The sequence below is a fragment of the Aminobacter sp. LjRoot7 genome (assembly GCF_964252895.1).
In the GTDB taxonomy this organism is placed as follows: domain Bacteria; phylum Pseudomonadota; class Alphaproteobacteria; order Rhizobiales; family Rhizobiaceae; genus Aminobacter; species Aminobacter aminovorans_B.
Map to the genome: position 1 here is coordinate 1 of NZ_CAXUPX020000001.1, position 23,025 is coordinate 23,025.

Consider the following 23,025-nt stretch of genomic DNA (forward strand, 5'->3'; position numbering starts at 1 on the left):
GATAGCGTCCCTGGTATCGAACGCGTCGATCTCCAGTGGAACCGGCCTGTCGATTTCCTGCCAGTTTCGGCCAATGACGTAGATTTCATATCGAATGCGAAAATAGCGTTCGAGATGATCCTGATACATCAGGCGGTTTGACCAATCGACGATATGAAGTTTGAACGGGGTACGCACCTGACGACGCGTAGCCTAGGCTGGCAAGGACCGACTATTCCGGTTTTCTGGTATTGTCAGGGATAGATTTCCCCTCGCCGCACGGCTTCCATTGCCGCCTGGATCGTATTCACCGCGTCGCACTTATCTCTGACGTTGCTCAGATGTCGCTCGACCGTGAACCGCGAAATCCCAAGAATGCAAGCTACGTCCTCAGCTGCCTTGCCGGCTGCTATCCATGTCAGAACTTCTCGCTCTCGATCAGTCAGGGTGATCCGAGGCGATAGCTCACCTCGGTCACGCAGCCGGCGAAGCGCTCGGTAGGCATGCACGCATACCGTTTCAAGGATTGGAATGTCTTCGGGCAAAACCTCGATATGTTCGCCCGCAGCGGTCACGACCGAAGGAGCTCTTCGAGGCTCATGGACAGGAACACACAAGCCATTCCTCAGTCCGAATTCTGCGGCCTCGCCCATCACGCGCAACTGCCCACCGGTCATGCCCTTGGGCGACAAGTCATGCCAGACGAAGGGCTGGCCGACCAAGCGGCTGCGTGAGGCGCACGGATCTTGGGTGAAATGCTCGCTGGCAAGATAATGCTTGAGCCATTCTATTGGCCAGCCGTCATAGAGGATTTCGCGCTGCCACGGCCCACGCTGCGGCGGAGGCAGGCCCGTTATGAGCAGATGACGAAAGCCGAAAGGCCGCAAGATGCTGAGCAGTTCTTTCAAAACGTCCGCTGGCGTAACTGCGGCATCAATTCTCGCGAGCGCGCCTGTAAGCATTGCGAACATACTGGGGTTCATCACCCGCGCTCCAAAACCGCCGACTATGCGACCAGCCCGCATCGATGATGGCAGGGCCGTTCAGCCTAGTCAGGCGGATTCAGCGTTTCGCATGCAGATTGCTAACTCTAGTTTTCATTTGTCAGCGCTTTGAAAGCATTTCGCCTAAATGCCCGCCTGAGAACCGCGCTATCTCGGTTCCGGCCTAGTTTCCGGATCCTTCAGAAGGTCCGCAGGCTCCACCTCCAGCACCGTGGCCAGCGCCTCCAACATGTCGAGCGTTGCATTGCGGCGCCCCGCTTCAGCACCGCTGAGGTAGGCACGGGCGCATCCGGCGAGGTGAGCCAATTGCTCTTGCGACAACCGCTGTTCCCGGCGTAGCCGTTGCAGATTCAGACCGAATATTTTGCGAAGGTTCATCGCGTGATTTTGCCGAATGTGCACTATAATGCAACGCACTATAGTGTACATTTTCGTTGACACGCGCGGTATATGCTGTTTGATCGGCTGCGGAAACCAGACCCGAGACAAGGACCCGAAGGCGTCCGGATAGTCGCTAGCAGCCTGATGCCACAAGCAGCGTTCGGAAGGCCTTCTCTCCAATCATGCCGCCCGACAGACCAATATTGCGTAGACGGAGCTTTCGACCACATGGCGACTATTTCCGGATACAGCTGCATCCGATGTGGCTCCGAACATGCAAGCGACATCAGGATAGATTCCAGAGGCTGTCCCAGGTGCGTTGAACAAGCCCCGGCAAACCTCCAGCCGATCTATTCGCGCGGTGCAGATGCGGTTGACGACCAGGCCGATGGGGGCGTTCTCCGCAGTTCCCTTTGGCGTTACGGATCATTTCTGCCGCGCCCTAGCGGTCCGGTGGTGTCCTTGGGAGAAGGTTTGACCCCACTGCTGCCAGCAGAGCGACTTGGGGAAGCTTTGGGCGTCCCTCAGCTCTTCATCAAGGATGAGGGGCGCAATCCGACCGGATCTCACAAGGATCGATTTTCCACAGTCGCGGTGTCGATGGCGCGCGGTCAAGGGGCAAGGGTGCTGGCGACGGCGTCGTCAGGCAATGCCGGCGCATCGCTGGCGGCCTACGCGGCCAAGTCTGGGCTCGGCTGTGTCGTCGCGACATTTGCCGGAGCCGCTGGTCCGATGTTGTCGCAGATTCATGCCTATGGGGCTTCCGTTATCCCGATGGCCGACAAGAGCGACAGGTGGAAACTTCTTGAGCGGGCTGCCGATCGTCTCGGCTGGTTTGTTACCTCCCCCTATCAACACCCCGTCGTCGGCAGTCACCCGCTTGGCATCGAAGGTTACAAAACGATCGCCTACGAGATTGCAGAGCAGGCGGACGGGCATCTGCCTGACTGGTGTGTGCTTCCGGTGTGCTATGGGGACGCCCTCGCAGGAGTGGCGGCCGGCTTCCACGACCTGCGTAGCAGGGGCGAGATCGCGCGAGTGCCAAGGCTGGTTGCTGCTGAAGTGCATGGCTCGCTTTCCAAAGCCCTCGAGAATGGCTTTGACCGGATCGAGGAGCAGGAACCATCCTTCGAAACAATTGCTCTCTCGATCGGCACGACGAGGAGCACATACCAGGCGGTGAAGGCATTGCGCGACACCGGTGGCCATGCTGTCTGCGTATCCAACGAGAAGCTCATCCGCATGCAAAAGACGCTGGCTGCCAGAGAAGGTCTTTTCGTAGAACTGGCTTCGGTCGCACCTCTGGTCGCAATCCAGGATTTGCGAGATCGGCAGATCATAGCGCCGGGCGATCGGGTGGTGGCAGTTGTGACGGCCACCGGCCTGAAGGACCTCGACATTTCAGCAAATCCGGCCGCCACCCCAGCTCCATTTGAGAGTGTCGAGGCCGCATGGCAGTGGGCAACCGGGAGACATGCCACAGAACCGGCGGCTGCCTGAGACTCGATAGACTTCCGATTGCAGATGTTCAACCGCGCCCGAGCGGTGGCAAAGCGTCGTCCAGCAATCTCCTTGACCAATCGACCGCGTCCATTCCCATTCCGCGGGCGGTTCAATTATCATCGACGCAACAACTATCTCGTTTCCTTGCCGAATCCTTCAGTAAGTCCGCAGGTTCTACCTCCAGCACCGTTGCCAGCGCCTCCACCATGTCGAGAGTTGCATTGCGGCGCCCAGCTTCTGCCCCGCTGAGATAGGCCCGAGCGCATCCGGCAAGATGAGCCAGTTGCTCTTGAGACAACCCGCGTTTGCGACGCAGTCGCTGCAGGTTCAGACCAAATGCATTACGAAGGTTCATCGTGGGAATTTGCCGAACTTGCATTGAGCGGGGATGGCAACAAATAGTTCGCCGGCAATATTCTCCAGCAGCGACGACATACGGCTTCCGGGCAGCTTCAAATGCCCCTCGGCGAATGTTCCATCCGACAGACACCAAGCTCCAGTTGTTGGCGTCTGGATGGCAGTGGCTAAGTGGAACAGCTCCTGCCGAGCAGGACACTGCGTGAGACTTGCCCGCTTTCGGTTGCACTGATTTAGCTTGTCGCTACTGGCTGCGGAACTTCGTCCAGCAATCTCCTCGACCACTCGAACCTCGTCCATTCCCATTCTTCACGCGGCTCGATTGCAACAAGGGTTTCGGGTTCGCAAACGGGGGCACAGGGCCAACCTGGGAGCACTGCCAACCATCTGTCGTCATAGACCGTGTTGGCATGACGATGTCCTTCGTCGGGCATGATGACCGCGACGACTGAATCCGGGTTGGTTCGACCGATCCATTCGCCGACGAGAGCCGCTGCTCCGCTCGTCGGCCCCATGAAAATCCCCTGATTGCGAAAGAGCGAATGGGCGGAATGAAAGGCCGCATAGGCACCAACCCAGTGTACATCGTCGACCAGATGATGCCGGACATTTGCCGGAAGGACGCTATTGCCTAGCCCGCGCAGCATTCGCTTGCCCAAGGGTTGCCCGAACAGCACGCTGCGATGCGTGTCGACAGCGGCAATCTTCAGATGCGGATAAACCTCGCGCAGGAAAGTACCCGTCCCGCACAGCGAGCCGCCGGTGCCAATGCAACCGACAAGCCAATCAACCTGGCCCATCGAACGAACGAACAGTTCGGCAAGGCGGGCATAGGATTGCCAGTTGCCCGGACTGTCGTATTGCCGTGTCCAGAAGGTGCCTGGCTCATTCTCCGTGACCGCCCTGAGATGTGCCAATCTACCAGTCTGGTTCCCATCGCCTCGCTCGTCCGCAAGTGCGACGACCTTCGCGCCCAACCGTTCCAGCCCTTTCCTGATACGCCTGATCCATTAGGGTGGCCGCGGTCACCAGCGTGAGCCGAAAACCACGCGCCGCGGCCAGTAGGGCTACGGCCATGCCGAACGTGCCCGAGGTTGTCTCAACGATGTGGGCACCAGCCTTCAACTCTCCCGACTTCTCGGCCTGGTCGAGGATGAAGCGCGCGGGCATCAGCTTCATCAAGGGAAACGCGGCCACGGCAACGTTCGGTCCGAGCCGAGCGAGACGCGGTGTTTCCAGTGCTCGAAAGTAATCGATTTCAAAGGACATAAGCGCGATCCTCCACATTGATTGGGAAGATGCCAATGTCATGAAAGCCACGATCCCGCAGGGCGGCAATGATCGTGCGCATTCTTTCTCGACCGGCTGAGTGGACATCCAGCATTAGCCCGAAAAGGGACCCGCTATGGGCCACCTGAATCCCGCAGGCTTGATAATCATCAGCAAGCCCGGTCACGACGTCGAAATGTGGCTTGGGAAGATGGCGCTGGCTGATCCGCGCGCTCATCGTCGCCGCCTGGCCAAGCAGGTGCGCATCCTGATAGCGCACGGAGCGTGCAACCATTCCTCGAAGAACGCGGAAGAGCTGGATTTCTTCGGTACTGTATCGCGCTGGGGCCAGCTCGAGCGTATCGATCCCAGTGCTGACGCCTGACTTGAAGCCCACGAGCACAAACGGTGGCAACGAACCTCCGAAATGCTCCAGGACAACTCCTTCCCGTTGCGCAAAGAGAAGGGCTTCAGTTTCAAACGCGATTGCATCCGACGCGGTTTCGGCAGCGACGGCCAAGCGGCTACTGACGCCAGGCACCAGTCTCGTACCCACGGCCGCCGCTACCGCGCGGATGGACGCAATCACATCGGCGGTGGACGAGCCGTAGCCATGCCCCATCGGGATATCGCTTTGAATAGTGAGGCGACCACCCAATTCTGGATACCCCAGATGCTCCGCCGCCAATTGCGCAGCGCGTAACGCCTTGACTCGGCCTCGTGGCTCGACGCTGAGCTGCCCACCCTCCTCAAGCACAAGATTTGCCGTGGATCGGAGTCTGTCCAAAGGAAGCGTTACCAGACCACGGTGGAGGCAACCTCGATCATCCTCGAACACCCCTTGAAGAAGCTCGCCGTGATGCGCGATCGCATGCCCATCGGCCAGCGTTCCCAGCCCCAATCTGCGATCGACGGCGGCGTCTGCCATAGCCCTGTCTCCGAACAACCAGACTCGGTTCGAATGATGGGACTGCTGCTCCAGTACGTCACTTCCAGGATACTGGTATTGACTTTGAAAACTGCCGCCTTATGCCGGGACTCTCAGTAAATGTGAAGGCCTTGCTGATGCCAGCTGACCATTCGTCGGAGGCGATCAGTCCCGGTTCCTCCTACGTGGCGCTATGCTGAACCTCCTTAGGTCGCCTTGCTAACCGATCGAAGTGGCCGCGAATTTGCTCCGACATCATCCCGGCATTGTTGTCCTGCCAGACGTGCCGATGTCTTCGCTTTATGCGCTGCTTCCTTTTGCGCCGGCACTGTACAGGCGTACCGGCCGTTGGTCCTCCAATCCGCCACGCTTCGCGGACTGGGATGTCCGTCTAGGGCCGTAAGCGATCCGCTATTCAACCGAAGTCTCCCGATGCGGACTGAGCGCGGGCGGGCACCAACGGTGCATCGGCTGCGCGAGACGATTGGATCAACCTGCGACGGTGGCTGTGTCAGATCCGGGCGTAATGGACGGTGGCGTCAGCCCGATGATGTCGTCGTCGCCGGGGGTGCTCTTCCTCGATCCGTTAACGCGCCACGTGTTCGCTATGAGTCCTTCCTTCGCCAGTTCGGCGCACACCTGCCTGGCATCCGTCCTCCGGAGCATGAAGGTCTCGATCATGGCCTGCCACACAGCCGAGAACGGGAAGGCCCTGCCCTGCGTCCGCAGTTGATCAAGCAGCCATACCCTGGCCTCCCTCCGGTAGCCCTTCACCTGCGTCTCGATCGGAGGCGGCGGCTGGAGCCCCGCCATGGCGAAGATGTCGGCCTGCCCGGTCGCGGCCTCCCTCATCGCCTGCTTCGCCTCGTGCCTGTGCATGCCGTGCGCCTTCATCGCCGAGAACTCGACCTCCCGGTAGGTGGCGAGGCCTTCGGCGTTGCGCGTGCCGTAGACGATGGAGAAGTGCTGGCGGTCCGATAGTTTCGCGATCGGCGTCGACAAGACGTGGCCGAACTTGCCCGCCTTCCTGAGCTCCTCGGCGAACAGGGCCTGCACGGCCTCGTGTCGGGCCAGCGTGGAATCGAGGCGGCTGCGCCAATCCTTGCCGAGGATGCCGTCGAACGAGGCCGTGATCTTCACGTCGTCCCACGCCGTGAAGCGGTTGATGAAGTCGAACATGTAGTTCAGCAGCACCTCGCCCGGCTGGTGTTGCATGATCCTGGCGATCTTGTCGAACTCGTATCCGGTCCATCCGGTAGGGTCGATGAAGGTGAGCGCGAACGACGTGCCCACGACCTTCACGATCTCGTCGACGGCGTCCTCGAACTTCCCATGGAATGTATAGACGTAGAAGCCCCTGGCCGGGTCGTGGTGCTGCATCACGGCCGCGTGGAGCTGGGCGTACGCCTTCGCCTTCTCCTCGACGAAGAAGCAGCGGATGGTCTTGTTCTTCCCCTGGGCCCTGAGCTGGGCCTGCGCGTCCTTGAGGACGCGGATCGCGATCATGAAGGAAGTGTCGGAGTAGTCGTCGGTCCTGGACTCCCAAGGTCCGGAGAAGCCGTCGACATAGGTCAGCGTCGAGTATCCTCCGAGGAGGAGCTTGAAGGTCAGGGACTGAAGGTATTTCTCGAGGATGAAGTGCTTGGCGAGGGTCTGCTCGCGGCCTGCGTATTCGGGTTTCATCTGCCTCCCACCCTATTCAGCGGCGACCGACACTCCTCCCAGAATCGGACTGACGTAAGGTAACTGGCTCCATTCCTCGCCGTCCAGCGTCCTTCCACCGCTTTTCGGCCTTATCCCACCCCACTGCTTGAAGAAGAACGCAATGCCGGCCTCGCTGCACTGGTCGCGGACCTCCCTCACCCAGTCGGGGTCCATGGGCCGCGCACGCGGTCCGCTCTCGCCGCCCACGATCACCCAGTCGATGCCGTCCAAATCCATGCGGCCCATCGGCCCGATCAGCGGCTCGACCGAGAGGAACCGAATCGAGGCGTTCATCTGCTGCATGTGCCGGATGCGGGACTTGCGGCTACCGTCCTCCACTGACGTTCCCAGCCAGATGTGCGAGGGCGCAGCATCGCCCGAGTAGCGTCTGTTCACGTAGTCCCGCATACGGGAGCTACGCTTCGTCAGGATCTGGAAGGTGTGCCAGTTCGCCTTCTCCATAGTGTCGAAGACGCGGTCAACGAACGGGAACGGTACTTCTTTGTGAAAGAGGTCGCTCATGGAGTTCACGAAGATCATTTTCGGAGACTTCCAGGAGAGCGGCGCCAGGAGCCGTTCGGGACGGAGCATGAGGTCGAAGCCGTGCTCGAAGGGATGGTCCGGGGTACCGCGGAAGCGCTCGGAGAAACGCTCCGCGTAACAGTTGTCGCAGCCCGCGCTGATCTTCGTGCAGCCCGTTACCGGGTTCCACGTCGCGTCCGTCCATTCGATTGCCGTGGTGCCGGCCATACGAGCGCCTTAGAACATAGAGAGAACACATAATGCGACACGGCCGGTTAGGGAAGCGTTAAATTTAACGAATCCTTGCGGCAGCTCCCTGCAGGCCGAGGACCAATTAATCTATGCCCGAAGCGGGGCCGATTCCAGACAGCCCGCTTCTGGGCTTCTTGGATTGAATAGCTGCCGTTGCGGGTGGGCTGATGTGCATGACGGCTTCCGACCCTGTTGCGCCGTCCGAGGTGCTTCGGTGGTGATCGAAAACCTGCAGTTCGTTCAGTGGCAGACGTGAGCACAGCTGCGAGGTCACTCAGAAACTAACTTTAGCAATTCGCGTATGTCGATCGCAACTTGGCGAGCTTCATCAGGCCCACCCTTGTGAACGATACCAACGACATAGCCATCAGTATTTACAACAGGTCCACCTGACATGCCTTGACTCAATTCTTGATCGACCTCGATCCGCTGAACCGAGCTTTTGACGGACAGCGACGTCACCTTCCCATCCCGCACATTCAATTGGTCTCCTGGCCCAAAGCCCGGGTATCCATATGCAATAACAGAGTCCGATACTTCTGACGGTTGAGATGAGGCTTCCATCTCGTGATACTCATTTTCGTTGATGCTGTGCTGCAGAATGGCTAGGTCTCGCTACTTGCAAATCTTGGCGACCGCTACTGGCCAAGTGTTAGAACTCGAAGTGCGGTGATAAACGACAGGATTGACCGCGTTTTCCATGCAATGGGCCGCCGTCACCAATCCCACGCCCTTCAGGAAAAAAGCCGTGCCTTGTTTGCCACCATCATACTCATGATCGACGATCCATATCGCGCGGTCGCGCATTTCCTCAGTTGTAGGCACCACCTTGATAGTGCGCTCAGGAAAGCTCCTGTTGAACCGTGTCGCTAACGACCGAATTACGGGATCGACTGCACCTTTCAAATGAGCGACGTAAGCTATCTTCCCTCGTACATGCGCTTCAATGCTGCCCTTGCCGCCAGACGCGCTGTATCTCGCCTCAGCCTGCTTCAGACCTGACCTCTCGATTGAATGCAGCATCGCCCTTATCTTCCGAACGTACCTGCGATCGACATTCAGCCCATCGTTAATTTTTACGCCTGTGACAATGCGGCGTGAATTTCGGTCGGCATAATGCGCCTTCTGCGCGTTGATGATGAAGCCGTTGCCTTCGATAACGTTTCGAAGGTTCGGTGAAAATAACTCTGGCGAGAACTTTCCTACTGGCGGAAGACCATTCTCGAATAACGGAGATGGTGGCTGATATGCGGAAAATGTGATGTCGTCCGCGTATCGAGTGTAAATAGCACGCGCGACTTTTGCCACGCGCAGAAGCTCCGTATCGAGCCGATAACAGATCATATTCAACAGGACAGGACTTGTGGGCGCACCTTGCGGCAGGAAAGCCTCGTAGCAGGTCAATCGAGCGACTATCTCTGAGACGCGCTCGTTAATCCCGAGGGACCGAAGCAAACCTTTAATGCGGTTCTCGGTAATGCTCGGAAAGAAGTCCTGCAAATCCAGATTGACAACATAGCGACGGGAACCGTGTGCTTCCGCATTCGTCTTCACGGATCGGTCAATTACAAAACCGTGGACAGGGTTCCGACGACGATAGATCTTGTCGAGCGACGGCGCCAGCTTCTGCTGAATGATCTTCAATCTCCGGTCAGGAGCTCGAATCAAGCGCGTTTTTCCGCGACCCTTCGAGATCGAGAACTCGTGGTACATCCGTCGACGGTACCACCAGATCTTCTTCAACTCCTTGGCGCTCATCCCCAAATACTTGAGGAGCGCTGTCTCGTCGGCGAACTCCGGTGGGACTGTGATCGGGTACTGCCTACCGAAAATTCGGTTTAGCGATGGCACGGGGCCTCCTTCCAATCACGCCGGCCCACAGAGGCATTCGGCGGGCAAGATGTGTCGAGACGTTTGCTCTTAAGCCGCAGTTGCACAGCCCGTATGCGAATGGAGGCCCCGTGTGCTCTGGATATCAGCATGAAAGAGCGTGATCCAGATTGGGTTTTTACTGTCCACTGGACATTGCTCGTCTTGGGTCGTTCTTAGCGACAATTCGCAGCCTTACGTCGACTCAGCTATGCTGATGTGCCAATTTGGGGGCGCCGATCGAAGGCGATTTGCTCCTGTGTCGAGAACGGTCTGTGCAAGCGACCAGGATGCCCTGAGACCATGGCTTCGACATCAGATGCCGCAAGCCTCCGAGTATTTGATGGTCTTCATCTCCGTATCGATCGCTGGCAGCCAACGCTTCGACGATCTCGGGATATGCGGCAGGGACGGTGGCTGGGATTTCTACCAAGCAGCCAGGGTCGCGCAGAATGGAAACGCGGACTGGCTGCTTCTGGCGTGAGTCATCACGGCTTTTGACAAGCCCTTTGCCTTAAAGTGCTCGCCGTCACCCGGCTGAGAGATCGAGAGCGGCAGTTACAATGTCGATCCGGCGCGATGCTCGGGTTAAAGCGACATAGATATCTTCCTTCGTGGTGGGCTCCGTCAGGAAAACCACGGAATTCTCATACTCCAAGCCCTTCGCAAGGAGTGTGCTGGTGACGACCTTATGGCCGTGGCGTCGGCCAGCATGGCGCCGGCGTTCCTGCACATGCCAAGCGCATTCCAGCAGCGACGGGCTTCCGGGCAGGCAGCGCAGCTGAAGACTTTCACGGAGCGCAAAGATGAGTTCACCTCGGAACATACGTCTGCCGTTCCGCAATTCGTCAAGCAACGCGATGACCGGCTCCAATTTGCCACTTGTCACGATCGACAAGGCTGCTGCTTCGGCCGCCGTGAGGGGCTTGCGGATCTGCTTGCCGCCAAGAATTTCGCCTATGCGGCGGAGAAAGGGTGTCAGGTTCACCTTGACAATCGACCGCTGGAACAACCCCATGACGACCTTTAAGCGATCCATCGCGGTCGTTGCTTCGATGTTCGAGCAGGCCGTCTGCAGATCCTTGCATTCGATAGTTTCGACGTTTTGAGCCTGGACTCGCTTTGCTAATGCTGCGCGCACCTGTTCGCTGCCTTTGGAGCCGATGATAGCGAGCCGGTTGGCCTCTGATAAGCCTCTTTGGTTGCAGGCCTTTTTCTCTAAGGCCCGTAGCCGCCCGGGTTCGTCCAGATGATGAACCCGGACGCAGGCAGGCGCCTTGCGCAAGTCGATCGCCCTGCCTGCCTGCAGGTCGGCGCGCACGATGCGAAGCCACTCGGCAAGAGGATCATTCTTTTTGTTTTTCCAGCGCCAGGGTGTGTCCAACTCGTCGATTTCGGGGAACACCGGCAACACGTCCACCTGCCAGCGGACGGTCGCTTCGCCACCAAAGTCGAAGATGCTCTGCAGCGGATCTCCGAAAATGAGGGTGGGAACGAGCCTGGACAACAGTACCACGATTGCGTGTTGGTCAGCGCTGCAGTCTTGGTACTCATCAACGAGAATTAGGCCGTAAGAGGCCTGGATCATGCGGTCGATCGTGTGCCCCCCGAGCAGCTGCCGCGCGGCAGTGTAGACCGTGGACCATTGATGCCCTCTCGGCGTCGTCAGGCGGGGGAAACCTGAAGTGACCGGATAAGCCGCAGCGTATCTCAAGGACCAGGCGGCAATGGTTTCCAGCTGATAGCGGTAAGGCTTCACGCCCTTTTCCCGGAGGCGCTTTCGAAGCGCGTCGACGCCAGCGAGGGTATGGGTAAGTAGCAGGCAGCGGCACGACGTTCCCGCGACGATGTCGGCGATGGTTTCCGTCTTGCCGTAGCCGGCCGGTGCCACCACCGAGCCATTAGCTTTCTCTTGCAGAGCCTTGTGGATCTTGTCAGGAATGGCCATCGATCCAGCTCCGAAGAGCGCTCACCGCTTCCTGCAATCCCTTGTGTGCTTCCTGCAGATGAGGGCCGAGGATCTCTTGTGCTATATGCTCCGCCTTCGCGATGTCCTTATACCAGGCTCCATGCAGGTCCTCGCTGTCCTTTTTCTTCTTCCCCTTCGCCCGTGCCGCTAAAGCGTCGAGAACGGTCGCGTCGTTCAGGCAGGCTCTGACCTGATCGATAGAATTGAAGCGATCAGCCGGTGGCCGGGGCTTGTTAACCGCGTCGAGGACAGCAGTCGGTTCGAGGAAGGTGAGGGTGTAATCGAAGAGCATCTCGACGGCTTCCAAGGGCAGCTGACGAAACAGTACATCCTCCGTGGAGCAACCCTTATCCCAACGAAATACGGTGACGCCGGCCTTCATCAGCTTGCCGAGAATCTCGGTGTCCGCAGGGTCCTGATCATAATCCAACAGCAAGCCAACCTGGTAGCCCAGCCCGCAGAATTGTCCAGCAAGCGCAGGGGCATTGTCGACGCCTCCCCCGTCGGCCAGCGCAATCCCCTTCAAAGCGAGGTTGTCCAGATGCTGCGCGACCCAAAAATCATCGCCGACAAACAGTGTCTTCTTGACCAGCCGCGCGATTATGTCGTCGTCAGCGCCCCTCCGGCGCGGCCGGCGGCGCCTCCGGACTAGGGGGCGTTGCACATGCCGCCGGCAACGCGGCGACATCGCCGCTTCGCAGGGCTGCCGCTAGCGTCAAGTCAAGCTTCGCCGACGGCGTCAAGGCTGGCTTCAGCTCGACCGGCGGCTCCTCGACCATGAGCTCGGTCGGAAGCGTCGCTGAAACTGCACCCGCTTCCACCATCCAGCCTTCCAGCGCGCCGCCCGGCTGGGCGCAGCGTATGCGCCGGGCCGGCCACATGGGCCATGCCGTCCAGACAACCGCTCAGGCCGTTCGCTCCGGCGACAGCCATGCCTCCGCCTCTTCCGTCAACCTTCAGACAAGTGATCGTTCATGAACCTCTTCAGGCGACCCGCCGCGCATTACGGCAAGACACCTCAACCCGAGACCCCCTATCAAAAGGCCGCGCAGATATGGGACGAACGCATCGGCTCTGCCCGCGTTCAAGCCAAGAACTGGCGCTACATGGCGTTTGGATCGCTGATCCTGTCTGGCGCATTCGCCGCCGCACTCGTCTGGCAGTCGACGCGCGGGACCGTCGTGCCCTGGATCGTGCAAGTCGACAATCTCGGTCACGCGCAAGCTGTCGTGCCGGCAAGCGCCGACTATCGGCCAACCGATCCGCAGATAGCATGGCATCTTGCCCGCTTCATCGAACAGGTCCGCTCGATCCCGGCTGACCCAATCATCGTCCGCCAGAATTGGCTGCGCGCCTATGACTGGACCACGGATCGCGGTGCTGCGGCGCTCAACGACTACGCTCGCACCAACGACCCATTCACCAAGGTCGGCAAGCAACAGATCGCGGTCGAGGTGTCCTCGGTAATCCGCGCCTCGCCGGATTCGTTCCGCGTCGCCTGGACCGAGCGCCACTACGAGAGCGGGAAGCTCTCTACGGCCCAGCGCTGGACTGCAATCCTGACCAACGTGATCCAGCCGCCACGCGATGCCGAAAGGCTCCGCGCCAATCCGCTCGGCATCTACGTCAACGCCATCAACTGGTCACAGGAGATGAGCCAATGAACCGGCCGGCTATCCGCAGAGGCGGCAACCTGTCCCTTCGCAAATCCGTAGCTTCAGTGCTTTTGCTTTCCGCCATGCTCGCGGGCTGCGCCACCAGCAAACCGCCTGAGATCAGCTACGACGCCGACGTGCCGCCCCTCCCGGCGATCCCCATGGCTACGGCAGATGTCAAACCGAAGCCTCTCCATATCCCGCCTGCCTGGGCCCCGGCCCGTGGCGGTAACGCCGCCTCGACACCGACAGCACGTGTCGAGAATGCCAATGCCGCCGCGCGCGTCCAGCCACGCCGCGAAGGTTATTACAATGCCATCCAGATCTATCCCTGGAGCGAAGGCGCTCTCTATCAGGTCTATGCCGCGCCCGGGCAGATCACCAACATCGCGCTCGAGCTCGGCGAGACCCTGACCGGTGCAGGCCCGATCGCCGCCGGTGACACCGCTCGCTGGATCATCGGAGACACCGAGAGCGGTAGCGGGATCACCCGGCGTGTCCATGTGTTGGTAAAGCCCACGCGCCCCGACATCTCGACAAACCTCGTCATCACGACCGACCGGCGTACCTACATGATTGAGCTGCGTTCTGGCGAAAAGCCATATATGCCGGCAGTGGCCTGGGCCTATCCAAAGCAGCCAGCCGGACAGCGCCAGGCAGTTCCGGCAACACCCCTCATTCCGGCTGTCGCGGCGCGCAACTACCGCTACGGTCTCACAGGCGACACTCCGCCGTGGAAGCCGGTCGCTGTCTATGACGACGGCAGGCGCGTCTTGTCGAGTTTCCACGCGGCATCGTGCAGGGCGAGATGCCGCCTCTCCTGGTCATCGGCCCGGACGGCGAAGCCCAGATTGCAAATAGCCGTATCTACCAACACATCCTGATCGTCGATCGCCTGTTCGGCGCGGCCGAGTTGCGTCTTGGCAGCGGGGATCGACAGCAGACCGTCAGGATCGTGCGCACGGATGGAAGGCCGTCGTCATGAGCGAAAAGGACAACGTGGCTCCGATGCGGCTTCGTGCCGAACCGCCGCGCATCACCCGCCTGTCGCCAAAAGTCATCGTCGGCGTCGGCGTGGTCGCCTCACTCGGCATCGGCGGTGCACTGGTTTATGCGTTTCAGACGCGCGTACCAGGCGCCGACGACCAGGAGCTCTACTCGACCGCCAATCGGCAACCGGCCGACGGTCTGGCCGGCTTGCCGCGCGACTATGCCGGTCCGATCCTCGGGCCAGCGCTGCCAGGCGATCTTGGCCGGCCTATCCTCAACGCCCAAAACAGGGGGCAACCCGTCGTACCGCCCGCGATCATGACACCGGCTGTCGACGAGGCGGAACAGCGCCGGCGCGCTGAGGAAGAGGCCGCACGGACGAGCACCGTCTTTTTCCAGTCACAGGGTGGATCGGCTGCAACGGTCGGGACGGGAGAACCGGCGTCGGGCTTTCCGGGCGCTGTCCTGGGAAGCCAGCCTGGCGAGCAGACCGCACAGGACAAGCAAGTGGCTTTCCTCAACGCCGCTGCTGACAGGAGTACAGTGGCCCGCGACCGCGTCATGTCGCCAGCATCGCCCTTCGTTCTCCAGGCCGGCGCCGTCATCCCGGCAGCCCTCATCACCGGCATCAGGTCCGATCTACCCGGCCAAGTCACCGCGCAGGTGACGGAGAACATCTACGACAGCCCAACCGGCCGCGCCCTGCTCGTGCCCCAGGGCACGCGGATCATCGGGCAGTATGACAACAACGTCCAATTCGGCCAGCGCCGCGCTCTCCTTGTCTGGAACCGGCTCATTTTTCCAACTGGCCGCTCCATTGTTCTCGAACGTCAGCCGGGCGCCGATGCGCAGGGCTATGCCGGCCTAGAGGATGGGGTCGATTATCACTGGTGGGATCTGGCCAAAGCCGCCGGTCTCTCCACGTTGCTTGCCGCTGGTGCAGAGTTGGCGATCGACGACGAGAACCGGCTGTTGCGCGCAATCCGCGATGGAGCGCAGGACACGATCAACGACGCCGGCCAGCAGATCATTCGAAGACAGCTCAACGTCGCGCCAACGCTGACCATCCGTCCGGGTTTCCCGGTACGCGTCATCGTCACGCGTGATCTCGTGCTCGAACCCTATGGAGCAACACAATGACCAAGCTGAAACTAGGTCCTATCGCCGACGACAAGCCCGTCAAGGTAACGTTGGAGCTTCCTGCGTCGCTGCATCGCGATCTTACGACCTATGCTGACATCCTCGGTCGCGAGGGTGACCAGCCGCCTACCGAGCCCATCCGGCTGATCGTACCGATGCTCCAGCGCTTTATCGAGACGGATCGAGGTTTTGCAAAGGCTCGGCGGAACGCCCATCCAGATTCGTAGCGCGGGCGCAGTGCTGACAGCTGTCGAAGAGGTTTCGGGCAATTGCGGCCATCAAGCCCTATGCAAGCAGCAACGTGCAGACTGGGTACTGGCCGCCTTCGCGGATCGCAAGCTCACGAGATTGAGAACCTCGGGGACGTGACCGCCAAGATGACGGCCGCTCTCCACGCCATCACCGAGCCATTGCCGAAGCCGCCAGGCGCTGTCACAGGCTTGGAAAGATCAGTTGAACCGGATGAAGCGTCCTGCACCAGAGCGGCAAGACCAGCGGAGTCGAATATATAAGACGTTGCTGAAATATCTGCACCAAAGACACTGGCAGCAAGAGCTGCCGCGCCAACTAGACCACGCTTCATGATCCCCCCGGAAATCTATGCGCTTACGATTACGCACTTATCGCGCATAACTTGTCTGATCGCGATCGCACAACCATGACATCCACAGCTATGTTTTGGCTACACTTGCCAGAAGCCGCTAAGTAACCGCCGTTCTCAGGGCACGGCCTTGAGCTAGGATTTGTCGATGTAGGCCCAGGTCCGGAGATTGTCGATATGGCTGTTGGGGGCCGTTGACGATCCTGGTGAGGACATCGGCGAGATAGCCGAGTGGCTCAACGCCGTTGAGCTTGCAGGTTTCGATCAGCGGGCGATGTCGGCCCAGTGCTCGCCACGGCCGTCAGACCGTACGAAAAGCGCACTCTTGCGGTTGAGGGGGCTCGGACGGATGGAGCGCTCGACCACGTCGCTGTCGATCTCGATGCGACCATCTTCGAGAAGGCGCGAGAGCCCTTCCCGGCACAAAAGCGCTGTAGAGTTCGGAAATTCGGCACGGGACCGGCTGCTGCCAGTTCATAGAAATGCCGCGAACATGCGCCCAGCAAAAGGCGAGTGTGACGCCGCTTTTGTCGGCCAGCACACGATAGGCACCATTGGCCGTCGACCTGCAAGCAGTCAGCCAACAATTCCACAACAAAAAGCATGATATGATGGGGGGATTGGTCCTTGATTTTTTGAATCCCTAAGCTTCCGAGAGGTCCTGCACGAGGCCGCGTCATGCCCACCGATAGCCAGTACATTCTCGAAAGCATCAAGCAGGGATGCGCGACGCTTAGCGATGACGAGTTCGTCATCGACAGGCTGGTAAAGTATTTCGGTAACGGGAGGATTCGGTGGCACGTCGAATTCCGTGGGCACCGCATCGAACTGACGACGGGCCAGATCAAGAAGCAGCCTACCTTCCGAAGGAAGATACTCGAACAGGCTGGTGTGCTGCCGCCCCAGCGTGCCGGGGCCAACTACCGGCGATGGGCTATAGACCTGAGGAAGAATGCCATCGAGCTTCCTTGGCGGGACAGGCCGGTCGATGCCGGTTTCGCCATTGATAGGCTCGCCAGCCATGGGGATGGGCGCTGGACGGTTGAATACCAAGGCAAGGCCATCAAGTTCACGACGACCAAACTTCGCAGGCAAGTCAGTTTCCGCAAACGCATGCTGGCCAAGGCCAAGGTGTTGCCGCCCCAACTGAACCCGGCTGCCTATCGGAAGTGGGTGGACTGGCTCATTCAAAACGCCACCGAGGCTGCACCGCGCACCAGTGATGCCTCGATGGCAGAGAAAAGCTGGCTTGATGACCTACCAGAGCTAGCCGGCTGGCAATATGAAGCACCTCCCCAAGCAACCAGCTAGGGCGGCAGTTTCCAAAACAGAAGCAATCGAGCCAAAGGGGCAGCGGACGGTATCTGCTCGATGCAAGTACGATCCGCTCAGATCGATGTGTCCTGGGATTCGCCGTTGCTTGGTTTCATTGTTCCTTCGAAACTTCGCCGGGAGATGCGCCGCAGCACAACAGTGCCAGTCAGTTCATTTGAGCATTTGAGCGGAAATTCTATCTCCGTTGATCCTGGCCTGGCTCGAATCCAGGTTCCCTAGGCAAAACTGGACGCCGCGGCAGGAACGGATATCACCGCGAACATCCGCGTTGGAGCGGTCACCGCCTTCGGCAGCAGTGCGCCCGAAAAGGGCTGTCGGCTGGTCCCTCGTGGGAACGAAAAAAGAAGAGAAGCAGAACTTTCACGTGCAATTTTTGCACACGAACACTCATAACTAACTGATATTATTTATCTATCTTCCCAATCCATCATCGGTGCAACCGATAGCTTGTAGTCGTGATATCCAGCCATTTTTCGACGTCGAAAGAGGTAATGTGAGCGCTGCGGCGCGTTGCGCCGTTCAGCAATGCAACCTGTGCCAAGCTCATGCGCAAGGTTTGTTGCGCCTCATATCGACGAGATCGACCGAATTCGCAAGGTCTTGCACCAGACGGCATGCCTGCCGACACATCCGTGCTTGCCGACAGCCAAGTCGGACGGGTGCTTGTATGAACTCAGACGTCTTCGTTCTGCCGGGCCGTCGGGCGAGCCTCGTCGGTGCCATCCGCAGCACTCACCGTGCCATTCCGCTCAGGTCGCGTGACGACATAAATGGCCGCCGCCACGATGAAGGTGGCAACCACGACGGCCAGCAACGGCTCGGGCTTGGCGCCGACAAGAAACAGACCATAGCCTGACGCCATACCCAGGCAGGCAAGTATCTTGGCCTTGCGCGGCACGGCTCCATATTGCCGCCAGTCGCGCAAGGTCGGGCCGAAGCGCGGATGGTTGAGCATCCATGCCTCGATGCGCGGCGAGGAACGTCCGAAGCACCACGCCGCCAGGATGAAAAAGATCGTCGTCGGCATGACCGGCAAAAAAGCGCCGATGATACCGAGGACGAGCATGAGGGTGCCGAGCGCGATCAGTCCGACGCGCTTCGCCTTGAATGCCGCCTTGCCGGCGGCACGGTGAAAAGGCGGCTTCATTCAGCCCAGCAAATGATCGAGTGGTGCACTCAGCCGAAAACCTCCTTGACCAGCCCATGCACACGGCGGAACGCAGCTTCCGCACCCGCAACGGCGCGATCCTCTTCGGGATCGCTCAGTTGCAGTGCATCGAGCGCGGCCGTGAAGGTGCGCCAGTGCAGGCCGCGCCCTTCGGGTGCGGCCGCAAGATGCCTTGCGCCGAAGGTTTCGGAAAGCCCAAGCTTGGCCGCCTCCTTGAGAAGGAAGGCGGCACCAAGGTTCGAGCCTTCCGCGACATAAAGCCAGCCAAGTGCCGTCGGAATATCGGCATCGCGTTCAAGGGCGGGCGCCGTCGCGTTTGACGGCAGTTCCAGTCCGAGATCGGCGATGTCTTGCGTGATCAGCTCCAGGCGCCGCCGGCCCTCGAGGTCGGGCAACATGCCGTCCAGAACAGGGTTTTGATACAGCGCGTCGATGTCGCGATGAAAGCTGTACTGCACCTGGAGGAAAAGCCCGTATCGCTGCCGGTTCTCGAACGGCCGCCCCGCCATGATCGACGCATCGAGACGTTCGTGGGTGACATTGGTCCGCGCCTTCAAGCGCTTGGCGCGGCTGGCCTCAACAGGCTTTTCGAGTTCGATGGTCGTCACAATATTCTTTCAGCAAATGACTGGGTCAAAAAGTTGATTGATCAAATCACCATTTCGCCGTCAAGCTGGCGCGAAAGGTTCTCCCCGGCGCAGGCACCGCACTTGTTGCAATCGGATCAAGGTAGTAGCGGTCGGCGATGTTTTCGACACTGAAGTCAAGGTTTGCGTTGTCGTTGATCTTGTAGCTGCCGAACAGGTCGACGATTGCCGCTCCCGGCCAGTAGGTGGCCGAGTTGGTGCCGCCCTTGCCGATCGTCGTGCGGCCGAAACGTTCGCCGAAGAAGTAGACCCGCCCGCCAAGCGACAGCCGCTCCTCGAACAGGCGCACACCGGCAGTGACGGTGCCCGAATATTTCGGCGGAATGGTCACGACACCGTAGTCGTCAGCGCCGACCGCGCCGTTGCAGACGCCGCGATTGCAGAAATTGATATCGGCATAACTGGTGAGCGCCCCTTCGACATAGGCGACGCCGGCATCGTAGCCGACCGACAGCTCATAACCCTGGAATTCGGCCTGTTCGATATTGGTCCAGGTATACGAGCCCGAGCGTGTCCGGCCGCGGAGGATGTAGTCGTCGTAATTGTTGTCGAACCACACCGCCTTGAGGCGCAGGCTGTCGCCCGACGTCAGCACGTCGTCGCGCATGACATTGATGCCGAACTCGAAGTTCTTCGAGACTTCCGGCCTCAAGTCAGGATTGGGGATGACGCCGGGCAATGGCGAGGAGGTTTCGCGCAGGCTGGGCGGGCGCCAGCCCTCGACATAGGAACCGAACAATTGCAGGCCATCGAACGGCGTCACGGTCGCGCTTGCCTGCGGATTGAGGCGCACACCGTCCTTGTCGGGATAGCGGCTGATGGCGATGCCTTTACCGGTCGCCTCGTAATAGTCGTAGCGCAGGCCGCCGGCGAAAGTCAGCCAGTCATTGACCTCAAGCTTGGTCTCGTTGAAGCCGCTCAGCATCAGCCGGTTGCCGTTCGGATTGTTGCCCACCGGCATCGGGTTCGTCACATCGCCCGGATTCCAGAACAGCTGCTTTTCCCGCGCTTGTTCATGCACGAACTCGACGCCGTTCCTGATGGTGAACTGGCCGATAGCTGAGTCGACGATCGAGACGTTGGAGGCGTCACCGCCATAGGTGGTCGCCGTGTTCTTGCCGTCGGAGAGCGGGTTCCAGGTCAGCTTGCCGGCAACACCGCTTTGCGAGCGCACGTCGGAGAACCACAGGTTGGAGGTGAAATCGATGTAGCCGCCGTCTTCGGGGCTGTACTTGTAGGTCGAGGTGAAGGTGTTGGTTTTGGTATTGCTCAGCTTGTTCTGGGTCGGGACCCAGTAGAGATAGTCGATATCGGTCTCCAGGTTTTCGCCGTAATCGTTCTGGTAGTAGATGTAGCCTAGCGTCAGCGAATGCCCATCGCCCCAGCTCAGCTTGCCCTTGGTCAGGAACGAGGTGACGTCCTGCGAGGTGTTTGCCACCTCCGTGCCGGGACGGAAGGGCGAAAGTGGCATCACGAAGGGTGGCTTAAACGACATGCTGTCGTTGAGGTAGGTTGCCTTGCCCTTGGTGCCGGCGAAATAGTTGCCCGCCTTGCGCTTCGAGAAGGCGGCCACGAATTCGTAATTGTCCTGGACAACGCCGGCGGCAACGCTGCCCGACCAGGCGTCGCCGTTGAAGAAATCAGGTCCGTCGCCGCGCAGCCTGATCGAACCTGCATCAAGCGGGCTCATGCTATTGCTGCCCAGACCGGTCTTGATGCGTGCGCCATAGACCTGGCCATCGGTGACGATGTCGCGCGCGGTGATCGTGCGCATGTTGACCACGCCACCCATGGCGCCGACACCGCCAGCACCGCCCGACGGTCCCTTGGAAACGTCGATGCCGCCGATGAAATCAGGATCAACATAGGTTTCGTTGCGGCTGCCACGATAGCCGCGGTAGGAATTGTTGGTCTGGCGCGTCCCGTCAACCATGACGTTGACGCGGTTCTGGCCCTGCAGGCCGCGGATGTTGACATCGACGGATGCGCCGACACGGTTGCCCGCCGCCATCACACCCGGTGTCGGGCGGAACATGTCGCCGACCGAGGTCGGCGGCGTGCGTGAAATCTGCTCGGCGGAAATGTGGCCCGCCGAACCCGGCGTCTCGAATGGCAGATCGGCAGCATTTCCACCGCCCGTCACGTTGATGACATCAAGCACCAGCGCTCCGTTTGCGGCCGGCACGGCATTGTGGGCGTTGGATACACGATCGGAGATGACGAGCGTGCCGCCCTCGACCCGATATGAAAGTCCGCTGCCGGCGAGCAGCCGTGCTGCGGCATCGCTGATTGTGAGTGCGCCGGAAACGCCGGGAGACGACAGCCCGCGCACTGCGGCGGCATCGACCGATACCTGCATGCCGGACTGCTGGCCGAACTGGGTCAACGCGCCGGCAAGCGACTGCGCCTTGATCTGGAAGGTCTTTTGCTGGGCCGTGCTGGCCTGCTGCGCCAGAGCGACATTGGTCATGCCGAAGCCCGCCAAGGCCGTACCTACCATCAACGCGGCAACAAATGCCCCGCCAAACTTTCCACTCGTCGTCCTACGCATATTCTGCCGCACCCCGTTGTCCCAAGCGCGGGGGCCGGCAAGCGCCGAACTCCCCTCTCACCACAAGGACGAGGCAGCTTCACGGATTTTCAGACAAAAACACTCATGTTTGCAAAAAAGTTTCGAGGCAAGCGTTACCAGCTCGAAACGACAGCTAGCCAGGGGCTTATCCAGCGCAACCTGGCGCCATGTGCCGCGGCAACGGCCGTGAGCGCGCCGATGGGTTCGTTGAGGTTGTAGACGCCGGTGATCCGCTGGCTGGCAATGGCAGCGTCCGCCAGCACGATCTTGCCGGGATAATACCTGCCGATCGCCTCGACCACTTCGGCGACGGAGCGATCCCTGACGACGAGCATCCCACTACGCCAGCCACCGGCGAGGTCGGCTGCGTCCTTACCACGCTCGACCTTGCCGGCGCGGCTGACATGGACCCAGTCACCGGCCTCGAGCGGCGCCCCCAGCCCATCGGCGGCGGCGGTGGCTGTAACGGCGACACGCCCGTGATTGACCTGGACTGACGTGCCTTCGGTCATCAGCCGAACATCGAATGCCGTGCCCAGCACCGTCGTATCGACCCCGCCTGCATCGACCCGAAACGGCCGGCCAGCGTCCGGTTCGACCTCGAAATAGGCCTCCCCGGCGAGCAGCCTGACCTTGCGCGCCTCCGCATCGAAGGTGACGTCAATGGCGCTGTCAGCGCCGAGATAGGCGACACTGCCATCCTCGAGACGGATCTCGCTGATTTGAGCGACGCCGGTCGTGTAGTCGGCGTTCAGCCAGATGTTGATGTCGTGCTGGAAAAGCAGCGTGACGCAAGCCGTGGCCGCGCCGAACACCGATGCGGCAAAATAGCCGGCGCGGCCGCGTCGGCGCGGCTGGCGTCGATGTGATGCCGACGCCGCTGCCGGCTCGATTGCGCCGAGACGAGCTGTGGCGCCTGCTTCGTGCGCCTTGCCGAGAACGTTCCAGACATGGCGAGCCTCGGACCATGCCTTCACATTGTCCTCGCTGGTCGCAAGCCACGCCTCGAACGCCGTCGCCACCTCTGGATCGTCGGGCCTGTCTTCAAGCGCGATCAGCCAGTGCAGTGCCGCCTCGGCCGGCTTTCCTTTGTCGGCTCCCGGTTTAATCAGACTGTCTCCCAACAAAGGTCGTCGACCGTTGACCGCGCAGCGATCTGGTCTCGTGAAATGAACGTTCG

Annotated in this window: 20 protein-coding genes and 4 pseudogenes; 8 read left to right on the plus strand and 16 right to left on the minus strand. The window is 60.2% G+C overall.

Going from position 1 to position 23,025, the window contains the following annotated elements:
* Window positions 1-233 precede the first annotated feature (233 nt).
* Complete coding sequence (locus ACSQ3E_RS00005) at window positions 234-962, minus strand: helix-turn-helix transcriptional regulator (protein ID WP_436121120.1); 729 nt, start codon at window positions 960-962, stop codon at window positions 234-236.
* A 168-nt stretch (window positions 963-1,130) separates the two neighbouring features.
* Window positions 1,131-1,361: a helix-turn-helix domain-containing protein gene (locus ACSQ3E_RS00010; protein WP_395447943.1), complete on the minus strand. Its 231-nt coding sequence runs from the start codon at window positions 1,359-1,361 to the stop codon at window positions 1,131-1,133.
* Window positions 1,362-1,592: 231 nt separating this feature from the next.
* Here ACSQ3E_RS00010 and ACSQ3E_RS00015 point away from each other — a divergent pair, with 231 nt between their 5' ends.
* Window positions 1,593-2,864 carry a threonine synthase gene (locus tag ACSQ3E_RS00015; RefSeq protein ID WP_436121121.1) on the plus strand — a complete coding sequence of 424 codons (1,272 nt, stop codon included), beginning with the start codon at window positions 1,593-1,595 and terminating at the stop codon, window positions 2,862-2,864.
* A 112-nt stretch (window positions 2,865-2,976) separates the two neighbouring features.
* Here ACSQ3E_RS00015 and ACSQ3E_RS00020 read toward each other — a convergent pair whose 3' ends face one another.
* The 7 genes and pseudogenes from ACSQ3E_RS00020 to ACSQ3E_RS00050 all read right to left on the minus strand — a co-directional run bounded on the left by ACSQ3E_RS00020 (window position 2,977) and on the right by ACSQ3E_RS00050 (window position 9,750).
* The gene (locus ACSQ3E_RS00020; protein WP_436121122.1) at window positions 2,977-3,222 is read right to left on the minus strand and encodes a helix-turn-helix domain-containing protein; all 246 of its coding nucleotides are present in this window, start codon (window positions 3,220-3,222) and stop codon (window positions 2,977-2,979) included.
* Between the two features lie 235 nt (window positions 3,223-3,457).
* Window positions 3,458-4,493 (minus strand): annotated as a pseudogene (locus ACSQ3E_RS00025) (PLP-dependent cysteine synthase family protein).
* Complete coding sequence (locus ACSQ3E_RS00030) at window positions 4,483-5,421, minus strand: GHMP family kinase ATP-binding protein (protein WP_436121123.1); 939 nt, start codon at window positions 5,419-5,421, stop codon at window positions 4,483-4,485. Before ACSQ3E_RS00030 ends, ACSQ3E_RS00025 begins: the two are co-directional and overlap by 11 nt.
* A 489-nt stretch (window positions 5,422-5,910) precedes the next feature.
* The gene (gene tcmP / locus ACSQ3E_RS00035; RefSeq protein WP_436121124.1) at window positions 5,911-7,104 is read right to left on the minus strand and encodes a three-Cys-motif partner protein TcmP; all 1,194 of its coding nucleotides are present in this window, start codon (window positions 7,102-7,104) and stop codon (window positions 5,911-5,913) included.
* Between the two features lie 12 nt (window positions 7,105-7,116).
* Window positions 7,117-7,875, minus strand: a complete 759-nt coding sequence (locus ACSQ3E_RS00040) for a DUF5131 family protein (protein WP_436121125.1) — start codon at window positions 7,873-7,875, stop codon at window positions 7,117-7,119.
* Between the two features lie 294 nt (window positions 7,876-8,169).
* The gene (locus ACSQ3E_RS00045) at window positions 8,170-8,502 is read right to left on the minus strand and encodes a S1 family peptidase (protein WP_436121945.1); all 333 of its coding nucleotides are present in this window, start codon (window positions 8,500-8,502) and stop codon (window positions 8,170-8,172) included.
* 12 nt (window positions 8,503-8,514) lie between these two features.
* The gene (locus tag ACSQ3E_RS00050) at window positions 8,515-9,750 is read right to left on the minus strand and encodes a reverse transcriptase domain-containing protein (RefSeq protein ID WP_436121126.1); all 1,236 of its coding nucleotides are present in this window, start codon (window positions 9,748-9,750) and stop codon (window positions 8,515-8,517) included.
* A gap of 358 nt (window positions 9,751-10,108) precedes the next feature.
* Here ACSQ3E_RS00050 and ACSQ3E_RS00055 point away from each other — a divergent pair, with 358 nt between their 5' ends.
* Entirely contained in the window at window positions 10,109-10,252 is a 144-nt protein-coding gene (locus ACSQ3E_RS00055) for a hypothetical protein (RefSeq protein WP_436121127.1), read from the plus strand.
* Window positions 10,253-10,297: 45 nt separating this feature from the next.
* Here the strand turns inward: ACSQ3E_RS00055 and ACSQ3E_RS00060 are convergent, their stop codons facing one another.
* Both ACSQ3E_RS00060 and ACSQ3E_RS00065 read right to left on the minus strand, forming a co-directional pair.
* Complete coding sequence (locus ACSQ3E_RS00060) at window positions 10,298-11,716, minus strand: UvrD-helicase domain-containing protein (RefSeq protein ID WP_436121128.1); 1,419 nt, start codon at window positions 11,714-11,716, stop codon at window positions 10,298-10,300.
* Complete coding sequence (locus ACSQ3E_RS00065) at window positions 11,703-12,425, minus strand: hypothetical protein (protein ID WP_436121129.1); 723 nt, start codon at window positions 12,423-12,425, stop codon at window positions 11,703-11,705. Before ACSQ3E_RS00065 ends, ACSQ3E_RS00060 begins: the two co-directional genes overlap by 14 nt.
* Between ACSQ3E_RS00065 and ACSQ3E_RS00070 the strand changes: the two are divergent.
* From ACSQ3E_RS00070 to ACSQ3E_RS00090, 5 genes and pseudogenes are all read left to right on the plus strand, one after another.
* A pseudogene (locus ACSQ3E_RS00070) lies at window positions 12,359-12,715 on the plus strand (P-type conjugative transfer protein TrbL); the annotation flags it as partial. The gene ACSQ3E_RS00065 and the pseudogene ACSQ3E_RS00070 overlap by 67 nt on opposite strands.
* The gene (gene trbF, locus ACSQ3E_RS00075) at window positions 12,712-13,401 is read left to right on the plus strand and encodes a conjugal transfer protein TrbF (protein WP_436121130.1); all 690 of its coding nucleotides are present in this window, start codon (window positions 12,712-12,714) and stop codon (window positions 13,399-13,401) included. The pseudogene ACSQ3E_RS00070 and the gene trbF, both read left to right, overlap by 4 nt.
* Window positions 13,398-14,377, plus strand: a pseudogene (gene trbG, locus ACSQ3E_RS00080) (P-type conjugative transfer protein TrbG). Before trbF ends, trbG begins: the two are co-directional and overlap by 4 nt.
* Window positions 14,374-15,522 carry a TrbI/VirB10 family protein gene (locus tag ACSQ3E_RS00085; protein WP_436121131.1) on the plus strand — a complete coding sequence of 383 codons (1,149 nt, stop codon included), beginning with the start codon at window positions 14,374-14,376 and terminating at the stop codon, window positions 15,520-15,522. The pseudogene trbG and the gene ACSQ3E_RS00085 overlap by 4 nt, the downstream one beginning before the upstream one ends.
* Entirely contained in the window at window positions 15,519-15,749 is a 231-nt protein-coding gene (locus ACSQ3E_RS00090; RefSeq protein ID WP_436121132.1) for a DUF2274 domain-containing protein, read from the plus strand. Before ACSQ3E_RS00085 ends, ACSQ3E_RS00090 begins: the two co-directional genes overlap by 4 nt.
* 509 nt (window positions 15,750-16,258) lie before the next feature.
* Here ACSQ3E_RS00090 and ACSQ3E_RS00095 read toward each other — a convergent pair.
* Window positions 16,259-16,695: pseudogene (locus ACSQ3E_RS00095) on the minus strand (IS66 family transposase); the annotation flags it as partial.
* Between the two features lie 106 nt (window positions 16,696-16,801).
* Between ACSQ3E_RS00095 and ACSQ3E_RS00100 the strand changes: the two are divergent.
* Window positions 16,802-17,434, plus strand: coding sequence for a hypothetical protein (locus ACSQ3E_RS00100; RefSeq protein ID WP_436121133.1), 633 nt, complete (start codon window positions 16,802-16,804; stop codon window positions 17,432-17,434).
* A gap of 697 nt (window positions 17,435-18,131) precedes the next feature.
* On the opposite strand, the gene ACSQ3E_RS00105 is transcribed toward ACSQ3E_RS00100, so the two are convergent.
* From ACSQ3E_RS00105 to ACSQ3E_RS00120, 4 genes are all read right to left on the minus strand, one after another.
* On the minus strand, window positions 18,132-18,605 hold the full coding sequence (locus ACSQ3E_RS00105) for a YbaN family protein (RefSeq protein WP_436121134.1): 474 nt from the start codon (window positions 18,603-18,605) through the stop codon (window positions 18,132-18,134).
* 29 nt (window positions 18,606-18,634) lie between these two features.
* Window positions 18,635-19,234, minus strand: coding sequence for a biliverdin-producing heme oxygenase (locus ACSQ3E_RS00110; protein WP_436121135.1), 600 nt, complete (start codon window positions 19,232-19,234; stop codon window positions 18,635-18,637).
* Window positions 19,235-19,280: 46 nt separating this feature from the next.
* On the minus strand, window positions 19,281-21,773 hold the full coding sequence (locus ACSQ3E_RS00115; protein ID WP_436121136.1) for a TonB-dependent receptor domain-containing protein: 2,493 nt from the start codon (window positions 21,771-21,773) through the stop codon (window positions 19,281-19,283).
* Window positions 21,774-21,958: 185 nt separating this feature from the next.
* On the minus strand, window positions 21,959-22,969 hold the full coding sequence (locus ACSQ3E_RS00120) for a FecR family protein (protein WP_436121137.1): 1,011 nt from the start codon (window positions 22,967-22,969) through the stop codon (window positions 21,959-21,961).
* Between the last annotated feature and the right edge of the window lie 56 nt (window positions 22,970-23,025).

Coding starts and splice junctions, on each gene's coding strand:
- ACSQ3E_RS00065 (WP_436121129.1), bottom strand. CDS start 12,425: ATGTCGCCGCGTTGCCGGCGGCATGTGCAACGCCCCCTAGTCCGGAGG.
- ACSQ3E_RS00090 (WP_436121132.1), top strand. CDS start 15,519: ATGACCAAGCTGAAACTAGGTCCTATCGCCGACGACAAGCCCGTCAAG.
- ACSQ3E_RS00030 (WP_436121123.1), bottom strand. CDS start 5,421: ATGGCAGACGCCGCCGTCGATCGCAGATTGGGGCTGGGAACGCTGGCC.
- trbF (WP_436121130.1), top strand. CDS start 12,712: ATGAACCTCTTCAGGCGACCCGCCGCGCATTACGGCAAGACACCTCAA.
- ACSQ3E_RS00015 (WP_436121121.1), top strand. CDS start 1,593: ATGGCGACTATTTCCGGATACAGCTGCATCCGATGTGGCTCCGAACAT.
- ACSQ3E_RS00040 (WP_436121125.1), bottom strand. CDS start 7,875: ATGGCCGGCACCACGGCAATCGAATGGACGGACGCGACGTGGAACCCG.
- ACSQ3E_RS00085 (WP_436121131.1), top strand. CDS start 14,374: ATGAGCGAAAAGGACAACGTGGCTCCGATGCGGCTTCGTGCCGAACCG.
- ACSQ3E_RS00060 (WP_436121128.1), bottom strand. CDS start 11,716: ATGGCCATTCCTGACAAGATCCACAAGGCTCTGCAAGAGAAAGCTAAT.
- ACSQ3E_RS00005 (WP_436121120.1), bottom strand. CDS start 962: ATGAACCCCAGTATGTTCGCAATGCTTACAGGCGCGCTCGCGAGAATT.
- ACSQ3E_RS00115 (WP_436121136.1), bottom strand. CDS start 21,773: ATGGTAGGTACGGCCTTGGCGGGCTTCGGCATGACCAATGTCGCTCTG.
- ACSQ3E_RS00020 (WP_436121122.1), bottom strand. CDS start 3,222: ATGAACCTTCGTAATGCATTTGGTCTGAACCTGCAGCGACTGCGTCGC.
- ACSQ3E_RS00010 (WP_395447943.1), bottom strand. CDS start 1,361: ATGAACCTTCGCAAAATATTCGGTCTGAATCTGCAACGGCTACGCCGG.
- tcmP (WP_436121124.1), bottom strand. CDS start 7,104: ATGAAACCCGAATACGCAGGCCGCGAGCAGACCCTCGCCAAGCACTTC.
- ACSQ3E_RS00105 (WP_436121134.1), bottom strand. CDS start 18,605: ATGAAGCCGCCTTTTCACCGTGCCGCCGGCAAGGCGGCATTCAAGGCG.
- ACSQ3E_RS00100 (WP_436121133.1), top strand. CDS start 16,802: ATGCCCACCGATAGCCAGTACATTCTCGAAAGCATCAAGCAGGGATGC.